Annotated in this window: 23 protein-coding genes and 1 pseudogene; 11 read left to right on the forward strand and 13 right to left on the reverse strand. The window is 53.3% G+C overall.

The annotated features are described in order from the left end of the window. Positions 1 to 62: 62 nt before the first annotated feature. Positions 63 to 962 carry an AraC family transcriptional regulator gene (locus tag EOS97_RS05630; protein ID WP_001804896.1) on the reverse strand — a complete coding sequence of 300 codons (900 nt, stop codon included), beginning with the start codon at positions 960 to 962 and terminating at the stop codon, positions 63 to 65. 192 nt (positions 963 to 1,154) lie between these two features. On the opposite strand from EOS97_RS05630, the gene yqhD reads away from it, so the two are divergent. The 4 genes and pseudogenes from yqhD to EOS97_RS05650 all read left to right on the forward strand — a co-directional run bounded on the left by yqhD (position 1,155) and on the right by EOS97_RS05650 (position 5,402). Next, on the forward strand, positions 1,155 to 2,318 hold the full coding sequence (gene yqhD / locus EOS97_RS05635; protein WP_000787714.1) for an alcohol dehydrogenase: 1,164 nt from the start codon (positions 1,155 to 1,157) through the stop codon (positions 2,316 to 2,318). A gap of 105 nt (positions 2,319 to 2,423) precedes the next feature. Next, positions 2,424 to 3,251: a 2,5-didehydrogluconate reductase DkgA gene (gene dkgA, locus EOS97_RS05640; RefSeq protein ID WP_000013100.1), complete on the forward strand. Its 828-nt coding sequence runs from the start codon at positions 2,424 to 2,426 to the stop codon at positions 3,249 to 3,251. A 165-nt stretch (positions 3,252 to 3,416) separates the two neighbouring features. Next, positions 3,417 to 4,902 (forward strand): annotated as a pseudogene (locus EOS97_RS05645) (DASS family sodium-coupled anion symporter). Positions 4,903 to 4,946: 44 nt separating this feature from the next. Further along, on the forward strand, positions 4,947 to 5,402 hold the full coding sequence (locus tag EOS97_RS05650; protein WP_000128242.1) for an HIT family protein: 456 nt from the start codon (positions 4,947 to 4,949) through the stop codon (positions 5,400 to 5,402). 157 nt (positions 5,403 to 5,559) lie between these two features. Here EOS97_RS05650 and EOS97_RS05660 read toward each other — a convergent pair whose 3' ends face one another. Next, positions 5,560 to 5,754, reverse strand: a complete 195-nt coding sequence (locus EOS97_RS05660; protein ID WP_000525384.1) for a hypothetical protein — start codon at positions 5,752 to 5,754, stop codon at positions 5,560 to 5,562. A gap of 202 nt (positions 5,755 to 5,956) precedes the next feature. Further along, a complete protein-coding gene (locus EOS97_RS05665) occupies positions 5,957 to 8,128 on the reverse strand; it encodes a YgiQ family radical SAM protein (RefSeq protein ID WP_001274459.1) in 2,172 nt (723 codons plus the stop codon). Positions 8,129 to 8,615: 487 nt separating this feature from the next. On the opposite strand from EOS97_RS05665, the gene EOS97_RS05670 reads away from it, so the two are divergent. Genes EOS97_RS05670 through EOS97_RS05680 form a run of 3 tightly spaced genes read left to right on the forward strand, consistent with a single transcriptional unit; the run spans position 8,616 to position 11,441 of the window. Further along, positions 8,616 to 9,599 (forward strand): TRAP transporter substrate-binding protein, encoded by a 984-nt coding sequence (locus tag EOS97_RS05670; RefSeq protein ID WP_000799372.1) that lies wholly within the window; start codon positions 8,616 to 8,618, stop codon positions 9,597 to 9,599. A 41-nt stretch (positions 9,600 to 9,640) separates the two neighbouring features. After that, a complete protein-coding gene (locus tag EOS97_RS05675) occupies positions 9,641 to 10,123 on the forward strand; it encodes a TRAP transporter small permease (protein WP_000906484.1) in 483 nt (160 codons plus the stop codon). 10 nt (positions 10,124 to 10,133) lie between these two features. Then, positions 10,134 to 11,441, forward strand: a complete 1,308-nt coding sequence (locus EOS97_RS05680) for a TRAP transporter large permease (protein WP_000345259.1) — start codon at positions 10,134 to 10,136, stop codon at positions 11,439 to 11,441. A 44-nt stretch (positions 11,442 to 11,485) separates the two neighbouring features. Here the strand turns inward: EOS97_RS05680 and ftsP are convergent, their stop codons facing one another. The 5 genes from ftsP to EOS97_RS05705 form a co-directional block, all read right to left on the reverse strand. Beyond that, entirely contained in the window at positions 11,486 to 12,898 is a 1,413-nt protein-coding gene (ftsP, locus tag EOS97_RS05685; protein ID WP_000010658.1) for a cell division protein FtsP, read from the reverse strand. Positions 12,899 to 12,971: 73 nt separating this feature from the next. Continuing rightward, complete coding sequence (gene plsC, locus EOS97_RS05690; protein ID WP_000965730.1) at positions 12,972 to 13,709, reverse strand: 1-acylglycerol-3-phosphate O-acyltransferase; 738 nt, start codon at positions 13,707 to 13,709, stop codon at positions 12,972 to 12,974. Positions 13,710 to 13,965: 256 nt separating this feature from the next. Then, positions 13,966 to 16,224 carry a DNA topoisomerase IV subunit A gene (parC, locus tag EOS97_RS05695; protein WP_107238611.1) on the reverse strand — a complete coding sequence of 753 codons (2,259 nt, stop codon included), beginning with the start codon at positions 16,222 to 16,224 and terminating at the stop codon, positions 13,966 to 13,968. Between the two features lie 110 nt (positions 16,225 to 16,334). Further along, positions 16,335 to 17,201, reverse strand: coding sequence for a GyrI-like domain-containing protein (locus EOS97_RS05700; protein WP_000998808.1), 867 nt, complete (start codon positions 17,199 to 17,201; stop codon positions 16,335 to 16,337). Between the two features lie 71 nt (positions 17,202 to 17,272). After that, entirely contained in the window at positions 17,273 to 17,665 is a 393-nt protein-coding gene (locus EOS97_RS05705) for a YgiW/YdeI family stress tolerance OB fold protein (RefSeq protein ID WP_000731552.1), read from the reverse strand. A 151-nt stretch (positions 17,666 to 17,816) separates the two neighbouring features. Here EOS97_RS05705 and qseB point away from each other — a divergent pair, with 151 nt between their 5' ends. From qseB to EOS97_RS05725, 4 genes are all read left to right on the forward strand, one after another. Further along, positions 17,817 to 18,476 (forward strand): quorum sensing response regulator transcription factor QseB, encoded by a 660-nt coding sequence (gene qseB, locus EOS97_RS05710; protein ID WP_001221574.1) that lies wholly within the window; start codon positions 17,817 to 17,819, stop codon positions 18,474 to 18,476. Beyond that, positions 18,473 to 19,822 carry a quorum sensing histidine kinase QseC gene (gene qseC, locus EOS97_RS05715; protein WP_000779327.1) on the forward strand — a complete coding sequence of 450 codons (1,350 nt, stop codon included), beginning with the start codon at positions 18,473 to 18,475 and terminating at the stop codon, positions 19,820 to 19,822. The genes qseB and qseC overlap by 4 nt, the downstream gene beginning before the upstream one ends. Before the next feature lie 106 nt (positions 19,823 to 19,928). Then, positions 19,929 to 20,510 carry an NAD(P)H-dependent oxidoreductase gene (locus EOS97_RS05720; protein WP_000065416.1) on the forward strand — a complete coding sequence of 194 codons (582 nt, stop codon included), beginning with the start codon at positions 19,929 to 19,931 and terminating at the stop codon, positions 20,508 to 20,510. A gap of 31 nt (positions 20,511 to 20,541) precedes the next feature. Continuing rightward, positions 20,542 to 20,856: a putative quinol monooxygenase gene (locus EOS97_RS05725; RefSeq protein WP_000958587.1), complete on the forward strand. Its 315-nt coding sequence runs from the start codon at positions 20,542 to 20,544 to the stop codon at positions 20,854 to 20,856. Positions 20,857 to 20,980: 124 nt separating this feature from the next. Here EOS97_RS05725 and parE read toward each other — a convergent pair whose 3' ends face one another. From parE to nudF, 5 genes are read right to left on the reverse strand one after another with little or no spacing between them, the layout of a single operon-like run. Then, the gene (parE, locus tag EOS97_RS05730) at positions 20,981 to 22,873 is read right to left on the reverse strand and encodes a DNA topoisomerase IV subunit B (RefSeq protein WP_000195318.1); all 1,893 of its coding nucleotides are present in this window, start codon (positions 22,871 to 22,873) and stop codon (positions 20,981 to 20,983) included. 27 nt (positions 22,874 to 22,900) lie between these two features. Further along, positions 22,901 to 23,482, reverse strand: a complete 582-nt coding sequence (gene yqiA, locus EOS97_RS05735; RefSeq protein ID WP_000105725.1) for an esterase YqiA — start codon at positions 23,480 to 23,482, stop codon at positions 22,901 to 22,903. Further along, positions 23,482 to 24,309, reverse strand: coding sequence for a 3',5'-cyclic-AMP phosphodiesterase (gene cpdA, locus EOS97_RS05740; RefSeq protein WP_000444735.1), 828 nt, complete (start codon positions 24,307 to 24,309; stop codon positions 23,482 to 23,484). The genes yqiA and cpdA overlap by 1 nt, the downstream gene beginning before the upstream one ends. A gap of 24 nt (positions 24,310 to 24,333) precedes the next feature. Next, positions 24,334 to 24,756, reverse strand: a complete 423-nt coding sequence (locus EOS97_RS05745) for a DUF1249 family protein (protein WP_000833404.1) — start codon at positions 24,754 to 24,756, stop codon at positions 24,334 to 24,336. Continuing rightward, positions 24,753 to 25,385 (reverse strand): ADP-ribose diphosphatase, encoded by a 633-nt coding sequence (gene nudF, locus EOS97_RS05750; protein ID WP_001231950.1) that lies wholly within the window; start codon positions 25,383 to 25,385, stop codon positions 24,753 to 24,755. The genes EOS97_RS05745 and nudF overlap by 4 nt, the downstream gene beginning before the upstream one ends. Between the last annotated feature and the right edge of the window lie 84 nt (positions 25,386 to 25,469).

Here is a 25,469-nt window from a genome sequence, read left to right on the forward strand (position 1 = left end):
GTATCCATAATCGGCCAGGATGGCCCGGTTACGCTTCGTTGACCCGTGGCGGGATGCCCCACTTAGCTCCCTTGCATTGTCCGCATTCTTCCCGCATCTTCGCCCGGCGTAACGCCAAAATAACGTTTAAACTCCCGGCTAAACTGCGATGCGCTCTCATAGCCGACCCGCATCGCCGCGGCGCTGGCCTTCATACCGTCGTGAATCATCATCATCCGCGCTTTATGCAGTCGGTAGCTTTTTAAATACTGCAACGGCGAGGTGCTGGTGACCGCCTTAAAATTATGGTGAAACGCCGACACGCTCATGTTCGCTTCTGCCGCCAGTTGCTCAACATTCAGGTTCTCGGTGTATTTCATTTCGATCTGTTTAAGTACGCGACTGATCAGGCTAAAGTGCGTCTGGCGACTAACCAGCGCAAGCAGCGCCCCGCCGCGCGGCCCCATCAGCACATGATAAAGAATTTCGCGAATAATCTGTTTTCCCAGAATCCGCGCATCCAGCGGGCGCTCCATCACATCCAGCAATCTTTCCACCGCACATAAAATCTCGTCCGACAGCGTGGCGGAGTTAATCCCACTGGCCGCCATCGGCAACTGGAAACGCTCATCTTCGCCAATGTCCATGAGCAACTCTTGCAGTTGCAGCACATCAATATCGAGCCGAATACCGGCCAGCGGTACCTCCGGCGTCGCCCAGGTCTCGCATTCAAAAGGGAGCGGCACGGTCAGTAAGAGATATTCATTAGCGTCATAACGAAACTTGCGCTTGTTAATATAGCCAATTTTATGGCCGGAAAAGAGAAATATGATGCCAGGCTGATACATGACCGGCGTGCGCGGCCCCGGTTCAACACCATACAACAGACGAATGCCCGCCAGCCGCTCGCTGATTATTTTATCATTATTTTTTAAATGATTAATTTTATCCGCCAACTGTAAGCAAATTGCTTCACGATTCATAACGCGCCATTTTTTTATCAAATCCACTCCGCTGGATTGTGCGCATTTTTAGCGATTTTCTCCAGCATTCTGGAGAAATAGGCAAAACATTGGCAGAAATGTGCATTGAGAGACATCTCTCACAAGACCACAATGATGACCATCAGGCAGACAGCCGCCTGCCCTCTTTTTACCCACATAAGGGAATGAGCAATGAAAAATTTCAAATTACATACCCCTACCCGCATTCTGTTTGGTAAAGGCGCTATCGTCGATCTCCGCGATCAGATCCCGCAGGACGCCCGCGTGCTGATTACCTATGGCGGCGGTAGCGTGAAAAAGACCGGCGTACTGGCGCAAGTTCAGGAAGCGTTAAAAGGACTGGATGTTCGGGAGTTTGGCGGTATTGAACCGAACCCGTCCTATGAAACGCTGATGAAGGCCGTGCAGCTTGTGCGCGACGAAAATATTACCTTCCTGCTGGCCGTTGGCGGCGGTTCCGTACTGGACGGCACCAAATTTATCGCCGCAGCGGCGCAGTATACGGACGGCGTCGATCCGTGGCACATTCTGGAAACCGGCGGTACTGAGATTCGTAGCGCAATCCCGATGGGGTCTGTGCTAACCCTACCGGCAACCGGCTCAGAATCGAACGCCGGCGCAGTCATTTCCCGTAAAACCACTGGCGACAAACAAGCCTTCCACTCCTCGTTCGTGCAACCGGTGTTTGCCGTACTGGACCCGGTCTACACCTATACATTGCCGCCGCGCCAGGTTGCGAACGGCGTCGTGGATGCTTTCGTCCATACCGTTGAGCAGTACGTCACTTACCCGGTTAACGGCAAAATTCAGGATCGTTTCGCCGAAGGCATTTTACTCACACTGATCGAAGAAGGTCCCAAAGCGCTGCAAGAGCCTGAAAACTATGACGTCCGCGCTAACGTGATGTGGGCCGCTACTCAGGCGTTAAATGGCCTGATTGGCGCTGGGGTTCCGCAGGACTGGGCGACGCATATGCTGGGCCATGAGCTTACCGCGATGCACGGTCTCGATCATGCCCAAACGCTGGCTATCATTCTGCCTGCGCTATGGAACGAAAAACGAGACGTTAAACGCGCAAAACTCCTGCAATATGCTGAACGTGTATGGAATATCACCGACGGTTCCGACGACGAGCGTATTGATGCCGCCATTGCCGCCACCCGCCGTTTCTTTGAACAGATGGGCGTGCCTACCCGTCTGTCCGATTACGGTCTGGATGGCAGCGCTATTCCGGCGCTACTGGCTAAACTTGAGGCGCATGGATGCACAAATTTAGGTGAAAATCAGGATATTACGCTGGATGTCAGCCGTCGGATTTATGAAGCGGCGCGCTAAGGTTTTTTCGCCTCTGACTTTCGTTTTTGGCCATTTCGTCCAGACTTAAGTCACTTAGTCTCGCCGGACCCGACTCCGGCGAGCCAATTAAAAGAGGAACACATCATGGCTAATCCAACCATTATCAGGCTACAGGATGGCAACGTAATGCCACAACTTGGGCTGGGAGTCTGGAAAGCAAGCAATGAAGAGGTGATCGCGGCGATTCATAAAGCGCTGGAGGTGGGCTATCGATCGATTGATACCGCCACAGCATATCAGAATGAAGAAGGCGTCGGCAAAGCGCTAAAAGCAGCGAGCGTAGCGCGGGAAGAGCTGTTTATCACCACCAAGTTGTGGAATGACGATCAAAAACGTCCCCGCGAAGCCCTGCAGGAGAGCCTGAAAAAACTGCAGCTTGATTATCTCGATCTCTATCTGATGCACTGGCCCGTACCGGCTATCGATCACTATGTCGACGCCTGGAAAGGCATGATCGCGCTGCAAAAAGAGGGGCTGGTAAAGAGTATCGGGGTCTGTAACTTTCAGATCCATCACCTCCAGCGTCTGATCGATGAAACCGGCGTTACCCCTGTGATCAACCAGATCGAGCTTCACCCCTTGATGCAACAGCGCCAGCTACATGCGTGGAATGCGACGCATAAAATCCAGACCGAGTCCTGGAGCCCGCTGGCGCAGGGCGGCGAAGGCGTATTCGATCAGAAAGTGATTCGCGAACTGGCGGATAAATACGGCAAAACGCCCGCCCAGATTGTTATTCGCTGGCATCTGGACTGCGGGCTGGTCGTCATTCCGAAATCCGTCACCCCTTCCCGTATCGCGGAAAACTTTGCTGTCTGGGATTTCCGTCTCGATAAAGATGAATTAGGCGAGATCGCAAAACTGGATCAAGGCAAACGCCTCGGCCCCGATCCGGATCAGTTCGGCGGTTAAGCCAGATTTATCGCACGCCATGCCCGACGATGTCGTCGGGCTTTTTTGCATTCCGAAACATTAAGAAACAATTACGCGCATTTAACAGTATATTTCCCCCACACACAAGCGCAGAATTATTCTGATTTTGTGAATATTTATTCATATTTATTATGAATTTACTTAATACATATAAAATATTTATGGATGTGTGATTGTGGCGGAAAAAAAATCTCAGGGCGTCAAATGGCTCCCATTAATTCTTATTCTGGTTATCGCCGCCGGACTGTGGCAGCTAACGCCCCCTTCCGGGTTAAGCGCGCCGGCCTGGCATTCCGCGATTATTTTTGTCGCGACGATCGCCTCTATCGTGGCGAAAGTGCTGCCTATTGGCGCGGTCGGTATTATCGGCATCACCGTCTTTGCGCTCGCCTATGCTGCCGGCGACAAAACGGCCAGCGGCGCGATTACCACGGCGTTGAGCGAGCTGAACAGCTCGCTGATCTGGCTTATCGTCGTCGCCTTTATGATTGCCCGTGGGTTTATCAAAACCGGGCTGGGTCGGCGTATCGCCCTACAAATGATCCGTCTGTTAGGTAAACGAACGCTGGGTCTGGCCTATGGTCTGGCGTTTGCCGATCTGATCCTCTCCCCCGCGATGCCCAGTAACACCGCGCGCTGCGGCGGCGTGATTTACCCGATCGCCGACTCGCTGGCGCGCAGCTTTGATTCACATCCGGAAGATGAGTCTCGCAGCAAAATCGGCACCTTTCTGATCACCTGTATTGGCAATGTTAACGACGTCACCGCCGCACTGTTTATGACCGGTTATACGGGTAACCTGCTGGCGGTAAAACTGGCGGCGAACGCCGGCGTTACGTTGAGCTGGGGAAGCTGGTTTATCGCCGCGCTCCTGCCTTGCCTGGTCTCTTTTCTTATCGTCCCGCTGCTGGTCTACTGGCTGACGCGTCCGGAAATTAAACATACGCCGGATGCGCCGGATTTGGCGCGCAAAGAGCTGGCGCAAATGGGCAGTATGACGCGCGGCGAGTGGCTCATGCTGGCGACCGTCGGCGTGTTGCTGGTGCTATGGATTTTTGGCAGCTCGCTCGGCGTGGATGCCACGACGGCCTCTTTTGTCGGTCTCTCGATTTTATTACTGAGCGGCGTACTCACCTGGGAAGACGTTAAAAGCGAAAAAGGCGCCTGGGATACGTTGATTTGGTTTGCCGCGCTGCTGATGATGGCTAACCAGTTGAAGAAACTAGGATTCACCAACTGGTTTGGCAACCTGATTGGCGACAGCATCGGCAGTACGATGCATGGAACCAGTTGGATAATCATCCTGCTGCTGCTTAACGCAGCCTATTTTTATACCCACTATTTTTTCGCCAGCGGCAACGCACAAATCGCCGCGCTGTATGCGGTGTTTCTGGGTGTCGGTCTGCATCTGAATATACCGGCAGCGCCGATGGCGCTTATGCTGGCGTTTACCAGCAGCCTGTACTGCTCTCTTACGCAGTATACCCACGCACGCGGCCCCATTCTTTTTGGCGCCGGCTATGTACCGACGGGCGTCTGGTGGCGAACGGGATTTATTATCAGCCTCTTTAATCAGGCGGTCTTTTTGACAGTCGGCCTCGCATGGTGGAAAGTGCTGGGGTTGTATTAAACGCTTAACGCATCGATAAGCCCCTCGGTTAACGGAGAAATGGAATGACCTGCATTTTCTGTCAAATAGTTGAAGGTAAAGCACCTTGTCATAAAGTTTGGGAAGATGAGCATCACCTGGCTTTTTTGTCGATTTTTCCGAATACCGATGGGTTTACCGTAGTGATCCCGAAAAAACATTACCCCAGCTACGCGTTCGATCTACCGCCGCAGGCGTTAGCGGACCTGATGCTGGCGACCCAAAAAGTGGCTAAGAAACTGGATAAGGCTTTCCCGGATGTCAGTCGTACGGGAATGTTCTTCGAAGGTTTCGGCGTAGACCATGTGCACAGTAAATTAAGCCCCATGCACGGTACTGGCGATTTAACCCACTGGAAACCGATTGAATCGCGGCAGAATAAATTTTTCGAACAGTATGAAGGATATCTGTCGTCGCACGATCATGAACGGGCTGATGATGAAAAACTGGCCGCGCTGGCGGCCAGAATTCGTGAGGCATAAATACGGAGCACTTCTGCCGGATGGCGGTGTAAGCACCTTATCCGGCCTACAAAACTGTGCTATTCATAGACCTGATAAGCGCAGCGCCATCAGGCATTATACCTTAGATTATATACTTCTTATCTATTTTAATATATCGACCCTGGTAGGTTAAATATTACGGCGCGTGGCTAAATATTTCGTACAAAAACCATCCAGGAATAGCGGCAATAACACCCATTAAAATTATCCCTGCAAGAGTCATTTGCCTGTCTTCACGTTTTTCCATACTACATGCTTTAATAGCCATTATGAATATAACAACAGCTATTATAGCAATTACGATAAAACAGGGAATAATAATCATACCCATGATATCCCCTCCTCTGGGGCTGTATACAAGCATCATGCCTTAATCATTAAGGTAATATATAATTAATTTATACAATCAATAATATTTAAATAAAATATAAAGCTCCCCGTAATTTAGCAATTACTAAAGACCGACACAATATATTTAGATGTCTGTTACTTCCAAAAACATTAGCTTCCAGAAGCAACAGATTCAAAGGTAATTAACGCCCCGCGCTTTTCCCGCGCTTCTTATTCGCAGCAAGCCCCTGCCGCTGATGTTCCACCGGCGTATGCTTGGTCAACGCCGGGCGCGTGTTGCGGTTCTGGCGACGCGCTTCGCGCATCTCTTCAATGGTCGGCGCAGGCACCAGACACTCACGGCGACCGCCAATCAAATGCTTTTTCCCCATCGCTTCCAGCGCCTGGCGAATCAGCGGCCAGTTCGCCGGATCGTGATAACGCAGCAGCGCCTTATGCAGGCGACGTTGCCTGTCTCCCTTCGGCACCACCACATCTTCACTCTTATAACCAATTTTACCCAGCGGGTTTTTGCCGGTGTAATACATGGTGGTCGAATTCGCCAACGGCGACGGGTAGAAGTTCTGCACCTGATCCAGACGGAAGCGGTGGCGCTTGAGCCACAGCGCCAGATTCACCATATCCTCGTCCCGCGTGCCCGGATGCGCGGAGATAAAATACGGGATCAGATACTGCTCTTTTCCAGCCTGCTTAGAGTAAAGGTCAAATAACTCTTTAAAGCGATCGTAGCTGCCCATACCCGGCTTCATCATTTTCGACAGCGGACCTTCTTCAGTATGCTCCGGCGCAATCTTCAGATAGCCGCCCACATGATGGCTTGCCAGCTCTTTAATGTAGCGAGGATCTTCTACGGCGATGTCGTAGCGCACGCCGGAGGCAATTAAGATTTTCTTAATCCCTTTCAGCTCACGGGCGCGGCGATAAAGATTGATCGTCGGCGTATGGTCAGTATCCATATGCGGACAGATATCCGGATAGACGCATGACAGGCGACGACAGGTCTGCTCCGCACGCGGCGACTTACAGCGCAGCATATACATGTTCGCGGTAGGACCGCCCAGATCGGAGATCACGCCGGTAAACCCCGGCACCGTGTCGCGGATCGCTTCGATCTCGTTGATAATAGAGTCTTCCGAGCGGCTCTGAATGATGCGCCCTTCATGTTCAGTGATCGAGCAGAAAGAGCAGCCGCCAAAGCAGCCGCGCATGATATTGATCGAAAAGCGGATCATCTCATAGGCCGGAATACGGGCATTGCCGTAAGCCGGGTGCGGCACACGCTGATACGGCAGCGCAAACACGCTATCCATCTCTTCAGTGGAGAGCGGTATGGCGGGCGGGTTGATCCAGACATAGCGGTCGCCGTGTTTTTGCATCAGCGCCCGCGCGCAGCCAGGGTTAGTTTCGTGATGCAGAATACGCGACGCATGGGCGTACAGCACCTTGTCGCCTTTCACCTTTTCAAAGGATGGCAGCAGGATATAGGTTTTTTCCCACGGCTTCGGACGCGGCGGCTGCACGGTAATCGCTTTAGCTTCCTGCTTTTTCGGCGCGACCGGCTTGTTATCCGCGCACGGCAGATCCTCACCATAGGGATGGGGAATTGGATCGATTTTACCCGGCGTGTCCAGACGAGTGGAGTCGACGCCGCTCCAGCCAGGCAGCGCTTCTTTAACCATAATCGCAGTGTTACGCACATCACGAATCTGATCGATGGTTTCGCCCATTGCCAGACGATGCGCCACTTCCACCAGCGGACGCTCGCCGTTGCCAAACATCAGCATGTCGGCTTTGGAATCGACTAACACTGAACGACGCACAGTATCAGACCAGTAGTCGTAATGCGCGGTACGGCGCAGACTGGCCTCAATGCCGCCAAGGATCACCGGGACATCTTTCCACGCTTCTTTGCAACGCTGGGTATAGACCAGCGTGGCGCGGTCCGGACGCTTGCCCGCGACGTTGTCCGGGGTGTAGGCGTCGTCATGGCGCAGCTTACGGTCGGCGGTGTAGCGGTTAATCATCGAATCCATATTGCCAGCGGTCACGCCGAAGAACAGGTTCGGTTTGCCCAGACGCATAAAGTCGTCTTTGCTGTTCCAGTCAGGCTGGGCGATGATCCCCACACGGAAGCCCTGCGCTTCCAGCATACGACCGCAAATCGCCATGCCGAAGCTCGGATGGTCGACGTAAGCGTCGCCGGTTACCAGAATAATGTCGCAGCTATCCCAGCCAAGTTGATCCATCTCGTCACGTGACATCGGCAAAAACGGTGCCGGCCCAAAGCAGGCGGCCCAGTACTGCGGCCAGGAGAAAAGGTCGCGATCCGGTTGGATCAGGGAGATAGCGCTCATATTGCTTCCAAAACGATTGGCAAAAAAATAATCAAAGGTCGGGGATTATAAGCCGTATCTATAGCGAAAATGAAGGAGATTATCGCCTTATATGCAGGGCTGGCGCGAAATAGAAACAACTTTCAACGGCCTGGCCTGAGGTGTTTGAAATTGGTCTTATGAATATCTTCAAATTGGTATGCAATTAATTATACACACGTCTAAAAACGCAGTATCGTCATAACAACAAAAAGTAAAAAAACATCACATTATCAGCAATATATAAAAAAACTTCGCTGAATTGCTCACGACACTGTTTTTACCATGACTTTCTTCTGTGAACCAGATCTCTTTCTTTGGTCTATTGATTAAATTAAATTGGCTGACAGAATTCAGGGGATAAAGAACACCATCACCACGCCTTTCCCCAACGCAACACCTTACGTATCAGCAGGTTATTAATTAATCAACGATAACCACAGGAATCCCAACCTATAAGGAAGCAGATATGAAAAACACACGTTCATTCACAACATCAGCGGTATTACTGGCCGGCTGTTTGCTACTGGCATTTCCAACGCTCGCCAAAACCACGCTGAAACTGAGCCACAATCAGGATAAAAGCCACGCCGTTCACAAAGCGATGAGCTATCTGGCCGATAAAGCGAAAGCCTATTCGGACGGCGAATTAAATATTCGTATTTACCCCAACGCCACGCTGGGCAACGAACGTGAATCGCTGGAATTGATGAACTCCGGCGCTCTGCAAATGGTGAAAGTCAATGCGGCATCGCTGGAGTCTTTTGCGCCGGAATATAGCGTGTTTAGCCTGCCGTTTTTATTCCGTGACCGCGATCACTACTACAACGTACTGAAAAGCGACTTAGGGAAACGCATTCTCGCGTCCTCCGAAAGCAAAGGCTTCGTCGGCTTAACCTGGTACGACGGCGGCGCCCGCAGTTTTTACGCCAGTAAGCCCATCACTCAACCCGACGATTTAGCCGGTATGAAAATCAGAGTGCAGCAAAGCCCCAGCGCTATCGCGATGGTGAAAGCGCTCGGCGGTGTGCCGACGCCGATGGCGCAAGGCGAACTCTATACCGCGCTCCAGCAAGGCGTGGTCGATGGCGGCGAAAACAACCCCGTGGTTTATGCCGATATGCGTCATGCGGAGGTGGCGAAATTCTATTCCCGCGACGAGCACACGATGGTGCCGGATGTCCTGGTCATCAGTACCAAAGTACTTAACAAATTGAGCGATAAAGAGCGGAAAGCGTTATATAAAGCCGCAGATGAATCCATGCAGCAAATGAAAGACGTCATCTGGCCCGCCGCGGAAAAAGAGGCTTATGAGAGCATGAAGGCCATGAACGCGACCGTTGTTGATATCGATAAATCCGCGTTCAAACAGCGTGTTAAGCCCTTGTTTGATGAGTTCCGCGCGAAAGATGCTCAGTCAGCGAAGGATCTGGAATACATCGAGAATATGTAAATCTGCCGGGCAGGGGTCTCCTGCCCTTTACAGGATGTAATATGCTAATACTCACCAATGCACTGAACAAAATACTGGCCGGGTGCTGCTGTATTATTCTGGCGGTCATGGTTGCCTGCGTATCCTGGCAGGTGGCGGCGCGCTTTATATTCAACGCGCCAAGCAGCACGCTAGACGAATTCACCCAGATTCTTTTTATGTGGATGATTCTGTTAGGCGGCGTCTATACCGCCGGATTAAAAAAACATTTAGCTATCGATTTGTTAGCGCAAAAACTCTCCCGAACGCCCGCCCTCGTGCTCGACAGTATCATTCAGGTGATTATTACCGTGTTCGCGCTGATTTTTATGGTGTACGGCGGTGATATTATTGTTGAAAAAGCGGCGCACGTCAGCCAAATGTCCCCGGTATTAAAATGGCCTATGGATAAAGTCTATTGGGTCATGCCGATTAGCGGCGTCATCCTGGTGTACTACACCATTGTGAACGTTATTGATAATTATCATCAGCGCCATCTTCGCTAACGAGGGATATATGGACTTTGAATATATTTACCCAATAATTGTTTTATTTGGCAGCTTTGCCATTATGCTGGCGGTCGGCGTTCCTATTACATTCGCTATCGGGCTGTCGTCCTTATTCTCAATCCTGATAGCCCTTCCCCCGGATGCGGCAATCTCGGTTATTTCACAAAAAATGACCGTCGGTCTCGATGGCTTTACGCTGCTGGCGATCCCCTTTTTTGTGTTAGCCGGCAATATCATGAATACTGGGGGAATCGCCCGGCGCCTGGTGAATCTGGCTCAGGCGTTAGTTGGCCGCCTTCCCGGTTCGCTGGCGCACTGCAATATTCTGGCGAACACCCTGTTTGGCGCGATATCCGGCTCGGCGGTCGCTTCTGCAGCCGCGGTGGGCGGCATCATGTCGCCATTACAGGAAAAAGAGGGCTACTCTCCGGCATTCTCTACGGCGATCAACGTTGCTTCGGCGCCGATTGGCCTGATGATCCCGCCCAGCAATGTGCTAATTGTCTATTCGCTGGCTAGCGGCGGCACCTCTGTCGCCGCCCTGTTTTTGGCGGGCTACCTGCCCGGCATCTTAACCGCGCTGGCTTTAATGACGGTAGCGGCGCTGTATGCCCATCGCCACCATTACCCGGTTGCCGAACGTATCAACCTGCGGCAGTTTCTGTCGGTATTCCGCGATTCATTGCCCAGCCTGTTGCTGATATTTATTATTATCGGCGGCATTATCGGCGGCGTATTTACGCCAACAGAGGCCTCTGCGATCGCGGTAATCTATAGCCTGGCGCTGGCGGCCATTTATCGAGAAATTAATGTGAGTAAGTTGCGCGATATTCTGCTGGATTCGGTAGTAACCAGCTCTATTGTTCTCTTACTGGTCGGCTGCTCAATGGGAATGTCATGGGCGATGACCAATGCCGATGTTCCTGAACTGATTAATGAAATGATTACCAGCGTGTCCGAAAATAAATGGGTCATCTTGCTGATTATCAATCTCATTTTGTTATTCGTCGGGACGTTTATGGATATTACCCCGGCTATTCTAATCTTTACGCCTATTTTCCTTCCCATTGCTCAACATCTGGGAATCGACCCTGTCCATTTTGGCATTATTATGGTTTTCAATTTAACCATCGGACTGTGTACGCCCCCGGTAGGCACTATTTTGTTCGTCGGTTGCAGTATCGGCAAAATCAGTATTGATAAAGTCGTCAAACCGCTATTACCGATGTTTCTGGCACTCTTTGTGGTCATGGCGATGATTTGCTACTTCCCGCAGTTGAGTCTGCTGCTTCCCACGTTGTTTGCTCCTTCCTGAAAACCCTGACGGGTCTGCGCTATTCAGACCCGTACTCGGACGCTTTACGACGCCGGATTCACCAGCATTTGCCCAATCGAGCCGCGGTCAGCCATTTCCAGCGTCTGGCTGTTGAAATAGAACGGGAAGTGCGGCCAGGACGGCTGACCGTAGTAGACCAGCAGTTCGACTTGCCCATCCACCCAGACGGTATCTTTCCAGCCTCTATCTTCCGGGAACGGCATAGCGCCGTTGACGTTACGAATCAGGAAAGAGACGCCCTCAATATGGAACGACTGCGGCATATCGGCGCGTACCGTCCAGCGCTCCCAGGTGCCTTGTTGGGCGGTAATATCAATGCGATTCACATCCCACAGTTGGCCGTTAATCCCCGGATCGTCGCCAAGACTGATGTCCCGACTGCGGACAGGCGCGCCGCTCATGATCTCCGTCGGCAACAGACGCATCGGCAGATTATCGGTCACCAGCGGCAGCAATCCGGTTGGCCGTAACGTCAGCACCAGGGTAGAAACCAGAATACTGGAAGGCTCAAAGAAACCGCGAATCCGATCGACTATGCTGGCCGCCTCCCCGCAGGTGATCGAGACTTCGTCGCCGTTGGTCATATCAACCAGGATTTCACGTCGCTCGCCGGGCGCCAGTGACAACTGTTTGACGGAAACCGGCGCAGGTAAAAAGCCCTGATCGCCTGAAATCACATGCAGCGCCCGGCCATCGCTCATCTGAAGCTGATAGCGCCGCGAGTTCGAGGCGTTCAACAACCGTAACCGCACCCAGCCGCGGGACACTTCGACATAGGGGCTTTGCGCGCCGTTCACCAGCAGCGTATCGCCGACAAAACCACCGCTTCCCGGTTCGCTGTACTCCGGCGTCCCAAAGTTATCCAGCCGTTTATCCTGGATAATGACGGGAAAATCATCCACGCCGTAATGGTTCGGAATGGGCAGCGTTTTACTGATGTCGTCTTCGACCAGCCACATTCCGGCCAGGCCGTTATACACCTGCTGCGCGGTACGGTTAGGCGTATTAGCGTGATACCACAGCGTGGCGGCGCTCTGACGAATCGGCAACACCGGCGCCCAGTCCGCGTTCGGCGACATCATACGCGCCGGGCCACCCATCAGCGGCCCCGGCACCAGTAAACCAGCAACCGTCATGGAGACATTTTCCGCCAGGCGGTTGCTATAGATGAGTTTAACGTCATCGCCTTTCCAGACGCGGATTGTCGGCCCCAGATAACGACCGTTCACTCCCCAGACCGGCGCGCGCGTGCCTTGCGTAAAGGACCAGTGCGCTCGCTGTAGCGTCATAAACAACGGCTGCCCGCGACGGGACTCCAGCAACGGCGGAACAGGCAACGGCTGTTGCTGACCGGCAGCATTCGCCCTGAGGGGAATCGCGCCTGCACATAGTGCGATTCCCGATGCCTGAAGAAACTGACGCCGACTGAATGACATATAAGCTCCATGTAAAACAGGCTAAAGAGTTGTGCCTGAAAAAATGATTTCTACAATAACAGAGTAAGGCTGCTTAAACCTTACCGGTCGCTTCACGTTCCGCAACCTCTTTATCAAGTTCCGCGATTTTTTGCTCCATTAACGCACGGCAGTGGGCCGCCAGCTCGCGAACCTGATCTTTACCATATTCGCTGACGTCGACTGGCGGCAGCATTTCCACAATAACCAGTCCGTTGTTCAGGCGGTTTAGATTGACTTTGTTAGAGGTGTTGGAAACGCAGACAGGAATGATCGGCACACCAGCCGCGATAGCCGCATGAAACGCGCCGGTTTTAAACGGCAGCAGACCGCGTCCCCGGCTACGCGTACCTTCAGGGAACATCCAGATAGAAATACGGCGCTTTTTAAAATGGTTAACCACTGCCGCAATGGTGCTATGCGCTTTGGCGCGGTTATTACGGTCAATCAACAGATTACCGGTCAGCCAGTACAGTTGCCCAAAAAACGGGATCCAAAGCAGGCTTTTTTTCCCCACCGTCACCGTTGGCGGCTGCACAATATTTGCCGCCGTGACCATATCATAATTATTCTGATGGTTAGCGATATAGATAGCATTGCCATAGTTTTCCGCGTCGGCGGGTTTGCGGCACTCCACTTTCAGGCCAAACAGCGGGGCCAGACGACCGAACATATGTCCAAACGTCGCCACGTGTTTTGGGTTACGTGGGCTGAAAAGGCAGTAAATAGAACCGAAAACACAGACCAGAATGGAGTAAATAACGGTAACAATAAGACGAAAAATATATAGCATAACAACCTCTGAAGGCCTAAGAGCCCGGCATTCTACGTCACCTGAAATTCAGGTTAGGATTTTGGTAAGTGTGGCTCTCTGGAAAAACGTATTGTTAATCGCAATGCACGAATAAACAACGGTTTTACGGGAAATTTTAATGTTAATCCGATCTGAAACCGTAGGCCGGATAAGACGCTACTGCGTCGTCATCCGGCAACGGCAGAGCGCCGGATGGCGGCTTAGATGCCTTGTCCGGCCTACGGGCGCCCCTCTCTTACTCTTCGCTGTCGCCATGACTTACACGATGCGGTGAATCAATCTCAATGCGATCGATACGCTGCAGGCCGCGCATTAATGTGCCGCGGCGTCCGCGTTCGCCGACCACCTTTTGTAACTCTTCAGGGCGCAGTTTGATTTTGCGCTTCCCGACATGGATAGTCAGAGTGCTTTGTGGCGGCAGCACGTACAGGTGCGCCAGTCCATCATCGCCTTTCGCCGCTTCCGCAGAGGGGATATTAATGATCTTATTCCCTTTGCCTTTCGACAGCTGCGGCAGAGAGTCTACCGGGAACATCAACATCCGTCCGGCCTGGGTAATCGCCAGCAGCATATCGTGCTCGTCTTCAATCACCAGCGGCGGCATGACGTGCGCATTTTCCGGCAGTGTAATCAACGCTTTACCGGCACGGTTACGGGCAACCAGATCGTTAAACGTACAAACGAAGCCGTAGCCCGCATCCGACGCCATCAGCAGTTTCTGGTCATCGCCTTCCATCAGCATATGCTCCACGGTCGCCCCCGGCGGCAGCGTGAGTTTGCCGGTCAGCGGCTCGCCCTGCCCACGCGCCGACGGAAGCGTAATGGGATCAATAGCATAGCTGCGCCCGGTGGTATCAATAAACACCACCGGTTGATTGCTCTTACCTTTCACCGCGGCTTTAAAGCTGTCGCCCGCTTTATAGTTAAGCCCCGGCGCATCAATATCATGACCTTTGGCGCTGCGCACCCAGCCCATCTGCGACAGCACGATAGTCACCGGTTCGGACGGCAGCATGTCGTGTTCGCTCATCGCTTTAGCTTCTTCGCGCTCACGCAGCGGAGAACGGCGATCGTCGCCATAGGCATCGGAATCTGCCTGTAGCTCTTTTTTCAGCAAGGTATTCATTTTGCGTTCGGACGCGAGAATGCCCTGCAACTGGTCACGCTCTTTTTCCAGCTCGTCCTGCTCGCCGCGAATTTTCATCTCTTCCAGTTTGGCGAGATGACGCAGTTTCAGTTCGAGAATCGCTTCCGCCTGGGTTTCGCTGATGCCGAAACGCGACATCAGCGCGGGTTTTGGCTCGTCTTCGCTACGGATAATCTCAATCACTTCGTCGATGTTGAGAAACGCCACCAGCAGACCTTCGAGGATATGCAGGCGTTTAAGCACTTTCTCCAGACGATAGTTCAGACGACGACGTACCGTGTCGCGGCGGAACGCCAGCCACTCGGTAAGGATCTCCAGCAGGTTTTTCACCGCCGGACGACCATCCAGACCGATCATGTTCAGGTTAATACGGTAGCTTTTTTCCAGATCGGTGGTGGCGAACAGATGGTTCATCACCTGTTCCATATCCACACGGTTGGAGCGCGGGACAATCACTAAACGCGTCGGGTTTTCGTGATCCGATTCATCGCGCAGATCGTCCACCATCGGCAGTTTTTTATTACGCATCTGCGCAGCAATCTGCTCCAACACTTTCGCGCCAGACACCTGATGCGGCAGCGCGGAAATTACCACGGCGCCGTCTTCTTTGGTCCATACCGCGCGCATACGCACGGAGCCCCGCCCGTTTTCGTAAATTTTACGAATTTCCGCACGTGGGGTAATGATCTCCGCTTCGGTCGGGTAATCCGGCCCCTGGACGATATCCAGCAACTGATCCAGCGTAGTTTTCGGCTGCTCAATCAGCGTAATCGCCGCTTTCGCCACTTCGCGCAGGTTGTGCGGCGGGATATCTGTTGCCATCCCCACCGCAATACCGGTGGTGCCGTTCAGCAGGATGTTCGGCAGACGCGCCGGTAACATTTTCGGTTCCTGCATCGTGCCGTCGAAGTTTGGCACCCAGTCCGCCGTCCCCTGGCCGAGTTCGCTTAATAGCAGCTCGGCATATTTGGACAGGCGAGATTCGGTATAACGCATTGCCGCGAATGACTTCGGATCATCCGGCGCGCCCCAGTTCCCCTGGCCATCGACCAGCGGGTAACGGTAAGAGAACGGCTGCGCCATCAGCACCATGGCTTCATAGCAGGCGATGTCGCCGTGCGGATGATACTTACCCAGTACGTCACCGACGGTACGGGCGGATTTTTTAAATTTAGCGCTGGCGTTCAGCCCCAGCTCTGACATCGCATAGACGATGCGGCGCTGTACCGGCTTCAGGCCGTCGCCAATAAACGGCAACGCACGATCCATGATCACGTACATGGAGTAGTTTAAGTAGGCGTTTTCCGTAAATTCATGTAGCGCAAGGCGCTCTGCCATATCGCTCATTAACAGGGGATCCTCAATCTGCATGCTGACCGTTCGGACGGCAATATTGCCGCAGATAATACCCTATCTCACGGTCTGAGTCACAAACCGTGAGCCAGGTGACGAGGAAGTTAACGAAGCGGCAGATAGATATCCGTCAGCAGCTCATGTTCCGCCACCTCATTGACGAAATTCAGGTACTGGAAGAAGACCGGAAAATCGCGCAGCGTCTCGCCGCTGGCCAGTAGCCATTCGCGGAATAAATACCACACGCTCTCCGGGAGGCTGTCGAGCGATCCCTGATGGCGTACCACCGCGCAGCGCCCGCCAGGAATCTCGCTATTCACCACGCCAACGTCATTTTCGGCTATCGGCTGGTGGACGCTGCCGCAGATATCAAAGCGGAATTGATCCGGCGGCGTCGTCTGCGGGTCGTGCCAGGCAATACCAAAAGTTTGACTGCTGGCAATCGGCGACTGGCCCGTTTCGCGCCGCCATGCAATAAATTTCGCCGCGCTGGCGTTGACCTTATCCGGATGCCCCAGATGCGTCAGCATCGCAACGCGGGTAGGTGGAAATTCAACGATTTTTACGTCCATGACATGCTGCTCCTGTAACGCAAGTTTAGGAACGCGCTGGTGCCAGGCCAGCCAGTCCGGCGATTGCCGAAACCGGCGCGGGCTTTGACCAAACGCGGTTTTGAAAGCACGTGTGAACGACTCCGGATTCTGAAACCCGGCATCCAGCGCGATATCGATAACTTTATCCTGCGGATTAAACGCCAGCCGCCATGACGCCCGGCGCAAACGCAGCCACTGGATATAGCGATAGAGCGGAAGCCCGCTCCAGACGGTAAACTGCCGGTGAAAATGAAACGGCGAGCTGTGCGCCATCCGGCTTAACACCTCAAGCGACAGAGGCTCATCCAGATGACGCTCAATGTGGTCGCAAACGCGCCGCAGACGTTCGGAATAAGCCGCGCTGATCAGGTCATTCATCACTGCCTCCTTGTGGCCTATTCTGCCCACCGGGCGGCTGTGAATCCTGACCGATCTTGCGCAATGTGGGATTACGGATTCACTTTACGAATCTGTTTTACGTCGATTTCGACAGAGTTCCAGTCTTTATCCACTTCACCCTGAATTTCAACGGTATCCTGCGGGGTTACGGTCAGGCCGTTCCAGCGCTTGTGGTCAATATCCACATTGATAGTACCGGTCGCATCTTTAAACACATACAGGTCGTCGGAAATGCGCTCGACGATATTCCCGCGCAGCGTTACCCACGCATCGTCACGCAGCGATTTAGCGCTCTCTACCGTCGTGCTGCTGCCGTTCGGGCCGACAAATCCGCCGCCTTGCGTTTGCGTCGCCGACGGGCCGGAGAAACCGCCCTGCTGAGCCGCCAGAACCGGGGTAGAACACAGTGCCATAACGGCAACGATTGCAGCTAATTTTTTCATGATTACTTTTCCCTTTCATGTCGTTTCAGATCCATTTAATAAGGTAATCCTTAACAACTTCTTAAGGCAAAAAAAGAATCTTTTTTTCTGTACATCGCCTGCGGCGACAAGGTTAACTGACGGCAACGCGAGTTACCGCAAGGAAGAACAGATGCGAATTTTACTGGTAGAAGATGACACACTTATTGGCGATGGCATAAAAGCGGGCCTGAGTAAAATGGGTTTCAGCGTCGACTGGTTTACCGAGGGACGTCCGGGCAAAGAGGCGCTTTACAGCGCGCCTTATGATGCGGTTATTTTAGATTTGACGCTGCCAGGCATGGACGGACGGGATATTTTGCGCGAATGGCGCGAAAAGGGTAAACAGGAACCGGTACTGATCCTGACGGCGCGCGACGCGTTAGCAGAGCGCGTCGAGGGGCTACGTCTGGGCGCCGATGACTATTTATGTAAACCTTTCGCGCTCATTGAGGTCGCCGCCCGTCTGGAGGCGCTGGTACGCCGCGCCAGCGGTCAGGCCAGTAGCGAATTGCGCCACGGCCAGGTGACGCTCAATCCAGGCAATCTCGTCGCGACGCTTGCCGGCGAACCGCTGGCCTTAAAACCAAAAGAGTTCGCGTTGCTGGAACTCTTACTGCGCAACAAAGGTCGCGTGCTGCCGCGCAAGCTTATTGAAGAGAAGCTGTATAACTGGGATGACGACGTGTCCAGCAATGCAGTGGAAGTCCATGTTCATCATTTACGCCGCAAGCTCGGCAGCGAATTTATTCGCACCGTACACGGCATCGGCTACACCCTGGGTGACGCATGAAATTGACGCAACGTCTCAGCCTGCGCGTCAGGCTGACGCTTATTTTCCTGATTCTGGTCTCCATCACTTGGGCAATTTCCAGTTTTGTGGCCTGGAGAAAGACGACGGATAATGTCGACGAGCTGTTTGACACACAGTTGATGTTGTTCGCCAGACGGCTTAGCACCCTCGATCTTAACGAGATCAACGCCCCGCAGCGCATGGCGCATACGCCAAAGAAATTAAAACATGGGCATATCGATGACGATGCGCTGGCGTTCGCCATCTTTTCCGCTGATGGCAAAATGTTGCTGCATGATGGCGACAACGGCCAGGATATTCCGTATCGCTATCGCCGGGAAGGTTTCGACAATGGCTATCTGAAGGATGACAACGACCTCTGGCGTTTTTTGTGGTTGAACTCGGCGGACGGCAAGTATCGTATCGTCGTCGGTCAGGAGTGGGATTACCGCGAAGATATGGCGCTGGCGATCGTGGCGGCGCAATTAACGCCGTGGCTGATCGCCCTTCCCTTCATGCTGCTGATTTTATTGCTCCTGCTTCACCGCGAGCTCAGACCGTTGAAAAAACTGGCGCAGGCGCTACGCTTCCGGTCGCCGGAATCGGAAACGCCGCTCGACGCCAAAGGCGTACCGAGCGAGGTTCGCCCACTGGTCGAAGCGCTTAATCAGCTTTTTAGCCGCATCCACTCCATGATGGTGCGCGAACGGCGATTTACCTCCGACGCCGCCCATGAATTGCGCAGCCCGCTGGCCGCGCTGAAAGTACAAACCGAGGTGGCGCAGCTCTCGGGCGACGATCCGCTATCGCGTGATAAAGCGCTGACCCAGCTCCATGCGGGGATCGATCGCGCCACGCGGCTGGTCGATCAGCTACTGACGTTATCGCGTCTCGACTCGCTCAATAATTTGCAGGATGTAGCGGAGATTTCGCTGGAAGAGCTGCTGCAGTCCGCGGTAATGGATATTTATCATCCGGCGCAGCAGGCGAATATCGACGTGCGTTTACAGCTTAACGCCCATGACGTCATACGTACCGGCCAGCCGCTACTCTTAAGCCTGTTAGTGCGTAACCTGCTGGATAATGCGATTCGCTACAGTCCGCAAGGCAGCGTCGTCGACGTTACCTTACATGCCCGCAGCTTCACCGTCAGAGATAATGGCCCCGGCGTAGCGCCAGAGATTCTGACGCATATCGGCGAGCGTTTTTACCGCCCGCCAGGCCAAAGTGTGACCGGCAGCGGTCTGGGATTATCAATCGTCCGTCGCATCGCTACGCTGCACGGCATGACGGTGTCGTTTGGCAACGCCGCGGAAGGTGGATTTGAGGCCGTAGTACGCTGGTAGCAGAGATTTTTGCCAAAAACGCAAAAGACTTTGCACATTTTGCTAATTTCACCGCACCGCCCGTGAGCGTAGAATCAGCAGCAAACGCATTTCTTGAGGACACAAAATGAGTAACATCCTGATTATCAACGGGGCGAAAAAATTCGCGCACTCCAACGGCCAGTTAAATGACACCCTGACCGAAGTTGCCGATGGGCTTCTGCGCGATCTGGGTCATCAGGTTAAGATCGTCCGCGCCGACAGCGACTATGACATTAAAGAAGAGGTGCAGAATTTCGTCTGGGCTGACGTGGTGATTTGGCAGATGCCAGGCTGGTGGATGGGCGCGCCATGGACAGTAAAAAAATATATGGATGATGTCTTTACCGAAGGTCACGGTACGCTCTATGCCAGCGATGGCCGCACGCGTTCCGATGCCGCTAAAAAGTACGGTTCCGGCGGTCTGGTGCAGGGGAAAAAATATATGCTGTCACTGACGTGGAACGCGCCGATGGAAGCATTTACCGAAAAAGATCAGTTTTTCCACGGCGTAGGCGTAGATGGCGTCTATCTGCCATTCCATAAAGCCAACCAGTTCCTGGGCATGGACGCGCTGCCAACGTTTATTGCCAACGACGTGATTAAAATGCCTGATGTTCCGCGCTATACCGCAGAATATCGCAAGCATCTGAGCGAAATTTTTGCTTAACTGGTCATCCTGGAATTAGAAGGAGTTAACCATGCTTACCGTCATTGCCGAAATTCGCACACGTCCGGGCCAACATCACCGTCAGGCCGTCCTCGATCAGTTTGCGAAAATTATTCCAACCGTTCTTAAAGAAGAGGGGTGCCACGGTTACGCGCCGATGGTGGATCACGCCGCGGGCGTGAGTTTTCAGACTCTGGCGCCTGACTCGATCGTGATGATTGAACAGTGGGAAAGCGTTGCGCACCTTGAGGCGCATCTGCAAACCCCGCATATGAAAGCCTATAGCGACGCGGTAAAAGACGATGTGCTGGAAATGAATATTCGTATTCTGGAATCCGGCGTTTAAGTTATTACCCTCGTCTGACGTCGCCCTGATGCGATGCGCAAGTGTCGCCATCAGGCTGCGGCGTCATGTCGGATTCGCTTATCCGGCCTGCGGCACGCAGACCGGATAAAGCGTGCAACAACCGTTACACGTCGAGATCCGCGAGATCGCCTTTTTCCTGTAGCCAGTTGCGTCGATCTTCAGAACGTTTCTTCGCCAGCAGCATATCCATCATCGCGTTAGTACGCTGATCGTCTTCATCGCTAATGGTGAGCTGCACCAGGCGGCGAGTATTTGGATCAAGCGTGGTTTCGCGTAACTGCATCGGGTTCATTTCACCCAGGCCTTTGAAACGCTGTACGTTCGGCTTGCCTTTCTTACGCTTCAGTTGTTCCAGTACGCCTGCCTTCTCTTCTTCCGTCAGCGCGTAATAGACCTCTTTACCCAAATCGATACGGTATAGCGGCGGTAGCGCGACGTAGACATGACCATTCTTCACCAGCGCGCGGAAATGTCTGACAAACAGCGCGCAAAGCAGAGTAGCGATATGCAAACCATCGGAGTCCGCATCCGCCAGGATACAGATCTTGCCGTAGCGCAGCTGACTCAGATCGTCGCTGTCCGGATCGATACCGATCGCCACGGAAATATCATGCACCTCTTGCGAGGCCAGCACTTCATCGGAAGAGACTTCCCAGGTGTTAAGGATCTTACCTTTGAGCGGCATGATCGCCTGATATTCGCGATCGCGCGCCTGCTTGGCGGAACCGCCCGCCGAATCCCCTTCCACAAGGAACAGCTCGGTCCGATTAAGATCCTGCGCGGTACAGTCCGCCAGTTTCCCCGGCAACGCCGGACCGCTGGTGAGCTTTTTGCGTACCACTTTTTTTGCGGCGCGCAGTCGCCGCTGCGCGCTGGCAATCGCCATCTCTGCCAGTTGTTCCGCCGCCTGCACGTTCTGGTTCAGCCACAGGCTGAAGGCATCTTTCACCACGCCGGAAACAAATGCCGCACATTGACGCGACGACAGACGCTCTTTGGTCTGCCCGGCAAATTGCGGGTCCTGCATTTTCACGGAGAGCACATAAGCGCAGCGATCCCAGATATCTTCCGCCGACAGTTTGACGCCGCGCGGCAGAATATTGCGGTATTCGCAAAATTCGCGCATCGCGTCGAGCAACCCTTGACGCAGGCCATTCACGTGAGTGCCGCCCTGCATGGTCGGGATCAGGTTGACGTAGCTTTCCGTCAGTAATTCGCCGCCTTCCGGCAGCCACAATAGCGCCCAGTCAACCGCTTCCGTTTCACCGTTAAAATTACCGATAAACGGCTTTTCCGGCAGCGTCGGCAGGCCGTTTACCGCTTCGCCCAGATAGTCGTTCAGACCATCCTGGTAGCACCAGCGCTGCTCGCTGTTATTCACTTCATCTTTAAAAGTGATTTCCACGCCGGGACACAGCACCGCTTTTGCTTTCAGAACGTGCATTAAGCGAGAGACAGAAAAACGCGGGCTGTCGAAGAAACTTTCGTCCGGCCAGAAATGGACGCTGGTGCCAGTATTACGTTTACCGCAAGTGCCGACAACCTGCAAATCCTGCACTTTTTCGCCGTTTTCAAACGCGATGTTATAGACCTGACCGTCGCGGCGCACGGTCACTTCCACGCGCTTTGACAGGGCATTCACGACCGAAATCCCCACCCCATGCAGACCACCAGAGAACTGATAGTTCTTATTGGAGAATTTACCGCCGGCATGAAGTCGACAGAGGATCAGTTCTACCGCCGGAACCCCCTCTTCCGGATGGATATCCACCGGCATCCCGCGTCCGTCGTCAATCACTTCCAGCGATTGATCGGCATGTAAAATGACATCCACGCGTTTGGCGTGACCTGCCAGTGCTTCATCCACACTATTATCAATTACTTCCTGACCCAAATGGTTGGGGCGGGTCGTATCGGTGTACATCCCCGGGCGGCGGCGTACCGGCTCAAGCCCAGTGAGTACCTCAATGGCATCAGCGTTATAAGTTTGCGTCATGGTTTAATTAGCAATTCGAATTGATTGTCAGCAACTGTGCAGTCCAAGAAAATCGACAATCTGGTTGAAATAATCTTCGAAGCCCGTGAATGCGTGATTACCACCCTCGGTCACTGTCTGACGGCAGGAGGCGTAATATGCCACCGCCTGGCGGTAATCCAGCACTTCATCGCCCGTCTGTTGCAGTAGCCAGATCAGGTCCGGCGCTTCCAGCGGGTCAATCTGCATGACTTTAAGATCATAAATATGGCGAGACTCTAGCACATATTGCTGCCCGGTGTAGGGGTTCTCGTTCTGACCGAGATAGTCGGTCAGTAATTCAAAGGGCCGCACGGCGGGATTCACCACCACAGCCGGCAGCATAAAACATTGCGACAGCCAGGTGGCGTAATAACCACCCAGCGACGATCCTACCAGCCCTAATGGCGCACCGCCATGCTCAAGCACGAGAGATTCCAGCAACTCCGCCGCATCGGCAGGATACGGCGGTAGTTGAGGGACGATCATCTCAACATGCGGATGACGCTCCGCCAGCCAGTTTTTTAGCTGGCACGCTTTTGCCGAGCGAGGGGAACTGTTGAATCCGTGCAAATAGAGAAGCGTAGACATCAGTATCCTTCCGAAGCGGTATCGGGTCGGAACCGGGTATCCTGCAGGCGATGCACTTCCGTCTCCAGGACGCCGTTCGCCCGGAGCTCCAGCGTACGCCAGCCCGGCGCGATAGTATCCAGCGTAAAGTTCGCGCAGTGCGGTTTGAACTGTACGCAGGTTGACGGCGACGCCAGCAGACGGCGACCGTTCCAGTCAAGATCCAGCTCCTGGTGAATATGTCCGCATAACAGATATTTTACACGCGGGAAATTCGCCAGCACGCTATCCAGCTCACCGGCATTACGCAAGCTGTGCTGATCCAACCAACTGCACCCTGCCGGCAACGGATGGTGGTGCAAAAGGAGCAATGTCTGTCTCTCTGGCGCATCGGCGAGCTTACGCTCAAGCCATTCCAGTTGGAACTCGCTCAGTTCGCCATGCGGAACGCCAAACACCTGGCTATCCAGCAACAAAATCTGCCATTGTTCACCGATTAACACGCGTTTAGCCGGGGAAATCCCCGCCTCTTGCAGCGCGCTGTACATTGCCGGCTGAAAATCATGATTGCCCGGTAGCCAAACGCAAGGCGCGCGAAAGCTTGCGATACCCTCAGCAAAATGCTGATAAGCCGCAGCGGATTGATCCTGCGCCAGATCGCCGGTCGCCACGATCAGATCATATTCATACTGTTGCGCCCGAATAGCCTCCAGCACGGCCTGGTAACTTTCCCAGGTATTGACGCCTAACAGCGTTTCATGCTTTTCGGCAAACAGGTGAGTATCTGTAATTTGTAAAATCCTGACTCGGGCCTCACCAGCCAGAGGTAGGGTTAACAGGCTTTCCAAATGGTGTCCTTAGGTTTCACGACGCTAATAAACCGGAATCGCCATCGCTCCATGTGCTAAACAGAATCGTAGCCAGTCGGCCAGAAACTGATTAATTTGATGCTTTTCGTCGCGTTGATGCAACTTTTTATTTGGATAATCATACCGCGCTTTGAAGCGAAAGATCTGCTGGCTTGAACACACTTCAGCCACCATCGCATCATGGTAGAGGCGCACCGTCAGCGACGGCAGGCTCCAGTAGGTGATGGCTGGCGCCGTTTGCTCGATCGTTACAAGCGTAGTGTATCGGGTCGATTCCACAATCGTTAACCGATATTGTACGTTGCCCACCTGATAGCTCACCGTTTCACCGGGGGCGTCATTGCGCGGCAGCAGGCGGCGCAATTGCGAAAAATTGGTTTCGCACAAACGCATCATTTCTGGGAAGTCAGGTGTATAACGCTTCATTTTTTCCACTCGTTTTTTAACTCTTGATGATGCAACTGAAGCCATTGCAAAGCGATGACTGCGGCTGCGTTGTCGATTTTCCCCTCTTCTACCCACTGGTATGCCTGTTCCCGGCTTACCACATGAACCCGAATATCTTCGTTTTCATCCGCCAGACCATGAATACCTGCCGCGGTCGTGGCGTCCACTTCACCCACCAGAATAGATGAGCGCTCGCTGGTTCCTCCTGGACTCGCCAGGTAACTGATGACCGGTCGGGTGCGGCCTACGGTCAGCCCCGCTTCTTCCATCGCCTCCCGCCGGGCGACCGCCTCAATGGTTTCGCCTTCTTCTATCATGCCGGCGACCATCTCCAGCAGCCACGGCGTAACGCTTGTGTCATACGCGGCAATACGAATCTGTTCGACCAGCACCACCTCGTCGCGTTCAGGGTCAAAGGGTAGCAAGACGGCGGCGTGCCCGCGCTCAAAAATTTCGCGCTTTACCTCGCCACTCATTTCTCCGTTGAATAAACGATGGCGGAATCGATACACATCCAATGAAAAAAAACCGCGATAGCGCGTTTCCCGTGCAATAATTTCTACATCGCTTTTGGTGAAAGTAACTGGCAAGTTGTCTGATTTACGCATTGTGCTGCCCTGCTAGCAATAATGATTAAATGATGAATTTCAAGGGTGGTTGACTGCTGTTTTATCACCCTTGTGGTAAATTGG

Origin of the sequence: Salmonella sp. SSDFZ54, from assembly GCF_004010735.1 — a bacterium.
Lineage (GTDB): Bacteria > Pseudomonadota > Gammaproteobacteria > Enterobacterales > Enterobacteriaceae > Salmonella > Salmonella enterica.

What these genes read in the sequence shown, in the direction of transcription:
- nudF (WP_001231950.1), bottom strand. Translation starts at nt 25,385, where the DNA reads ATGCGTAAATCAGACAACTTGCCAGTTACTTTCACCAAAAGCGATGTA.
- EOS97_RS05675 (WP_000906484.1), top strand. Translation starts at nt 9,641, where the DNA reads ATGCTAATACTCACCAATGCACTGAACAAAATACTGGCCGGGTGCTGC.
- EOS97_RS05650 (WP_000128242.1), top strand. Translation starts at nt 4,947, where the DNA reads ATGACCTGCATTTTCTGTCAAATAGTTGAAGGTAAAGCACCTTGTCAT.
- EOS97_RS05630 (WP_001804896.1), bottom strand. Translation starts at nt 962, where the DNA reads ATGAATCGTGAAGCAATTTGCTTACAGTTGGCGGATAAAATTAATCAT.
- dkgA (WP_000013100.1), top strand. Translation starts at nt 2,424, where the DNA reads ATGGCTAATCCAACCATTATCAGGCTACAGGATGGCAACGTAATGCCA.
- qseB (WP_001221574.1), top strand. Translation starts at nt 17,817, where the DNA reads ATGCGAATTTTACTGGTAGAAGATGACACACTTATTGGCGATGGCATA.
- EOS97_RS05700 (WP_000998808.1), bottom strand. Translation starts at nt 17,201, where the DNA reads ATGAATGACCTGATCAGCGCGGCTTATTCCGAACGTCTGCGGCGCGTT.
- yqhD (WP_000787714.1), top strand. Translation starts at nt 1,155, where the DNA reads ATGAAAAATTTCAAATTACATACCCCTACCCGCATTCTGTTTGGTAAA.
- yqiA (WP_000105725.1), bottom strand. Translation starts at nt 23,482, where the DNA reads ATGTCTACGCTTCTCTATTTGCACGGATTCAACAGTTCCCCTCGCTCG.
- EOS97_RS05670 (WP_000799372.1), top strand. Translation starts at nt 8,616, where the DNA reads ATGAAAAACACACGTTCATTCACAACATCAGCGGTATTACTGGCCGGC.
- EOS97_RS05665 (WP_001274459.1), bottom strand. Translation starts at nt 8,128, where the DNA reads ATGAGCGCTATCTCCCTGATCCAACCGGATCGCGACCTTTTCTCCTGG.
- EOS97_RS05720 (WP_000065416.1), top strand. Translation starts at nt 19,929, where the DNA reads ATGAGTAACATCCTGATTATCAACGGGGCGAAAAAATTCGCGCACTCC.
- plsC (WP_000965730.1), bottom strand. Translation starts at nt 13,709, where the DNA reads ATGCTATATATTTTTCGTCTTATTGTTACCGTTATTTACTCCATTCTG.
- EOS97_RS05680 (WP_000345259.1), top strand. Translation starts at nt 10,134, where the DNA reads ATGGACTTTGAATATATTTACCCAATAATTGTTTTATTTGGCAGCTTT.
- EOS97_RS05745 (WP_000833404.1), bottom strand. Translation starts at nt 24,756, where the DNA reads ATGAAGCGTTATACACCTGACTTCCCAGAAATGATGCGTTTGTGCGAA.
- EOS97_RS05660 (WP_000525384.1), bottom strand. Translation starts at nt 5,754, where the DNA reads ATGGGTATGATTATTATTCCCTGTTTTATCGTAATTGCTATAATAGCT.
- EOS97_RS05725 (WP_000958587.1), top strand. Translation starts at nt 20,542, where the DNA reads ATGCTTACCGTCATTGCCGAAATTCGCACACGTCCGGGCCAACATCAC.
- parE (WP_000195318.1), bottom strand. Translation starts at nt 22,873, where the DNA reads ATGACGCAAACTTATAACGCTGATGCCATTGAGGTACTCACTGGGCTT.
- qseC (WP_000779327.1), top strand. Translation starts at nt 18,473, where the DNA reads ATGAAATTGACGCAACGTCTCAGCCTGCGCGTCAGGCTGACGCTTATT.
- EOS97_RS05705 (WP_000731552.1), bottom strand. Translation starts at nt 17,665, where the DNA reads ATGAAAAAATTAGCTGCAATCGTTGCCGTTATGGCACTGTGTTCTACC.
- ftsP (WP_000010658.1), bottom strand. Translation starts at nt 12,898, where the DNA reads ATGTCATTCAGTCGGCGTCAGTTTCTTCAGGCATCGGGAATCGCACTA.
- parC (WP_107238611.1), bottom strand. Translation starts at nt 16,224, where the DNA reads ATGAGCGATATGGCAGAGCGCCTTGCGCTACATGAATTTACGGAAAAC.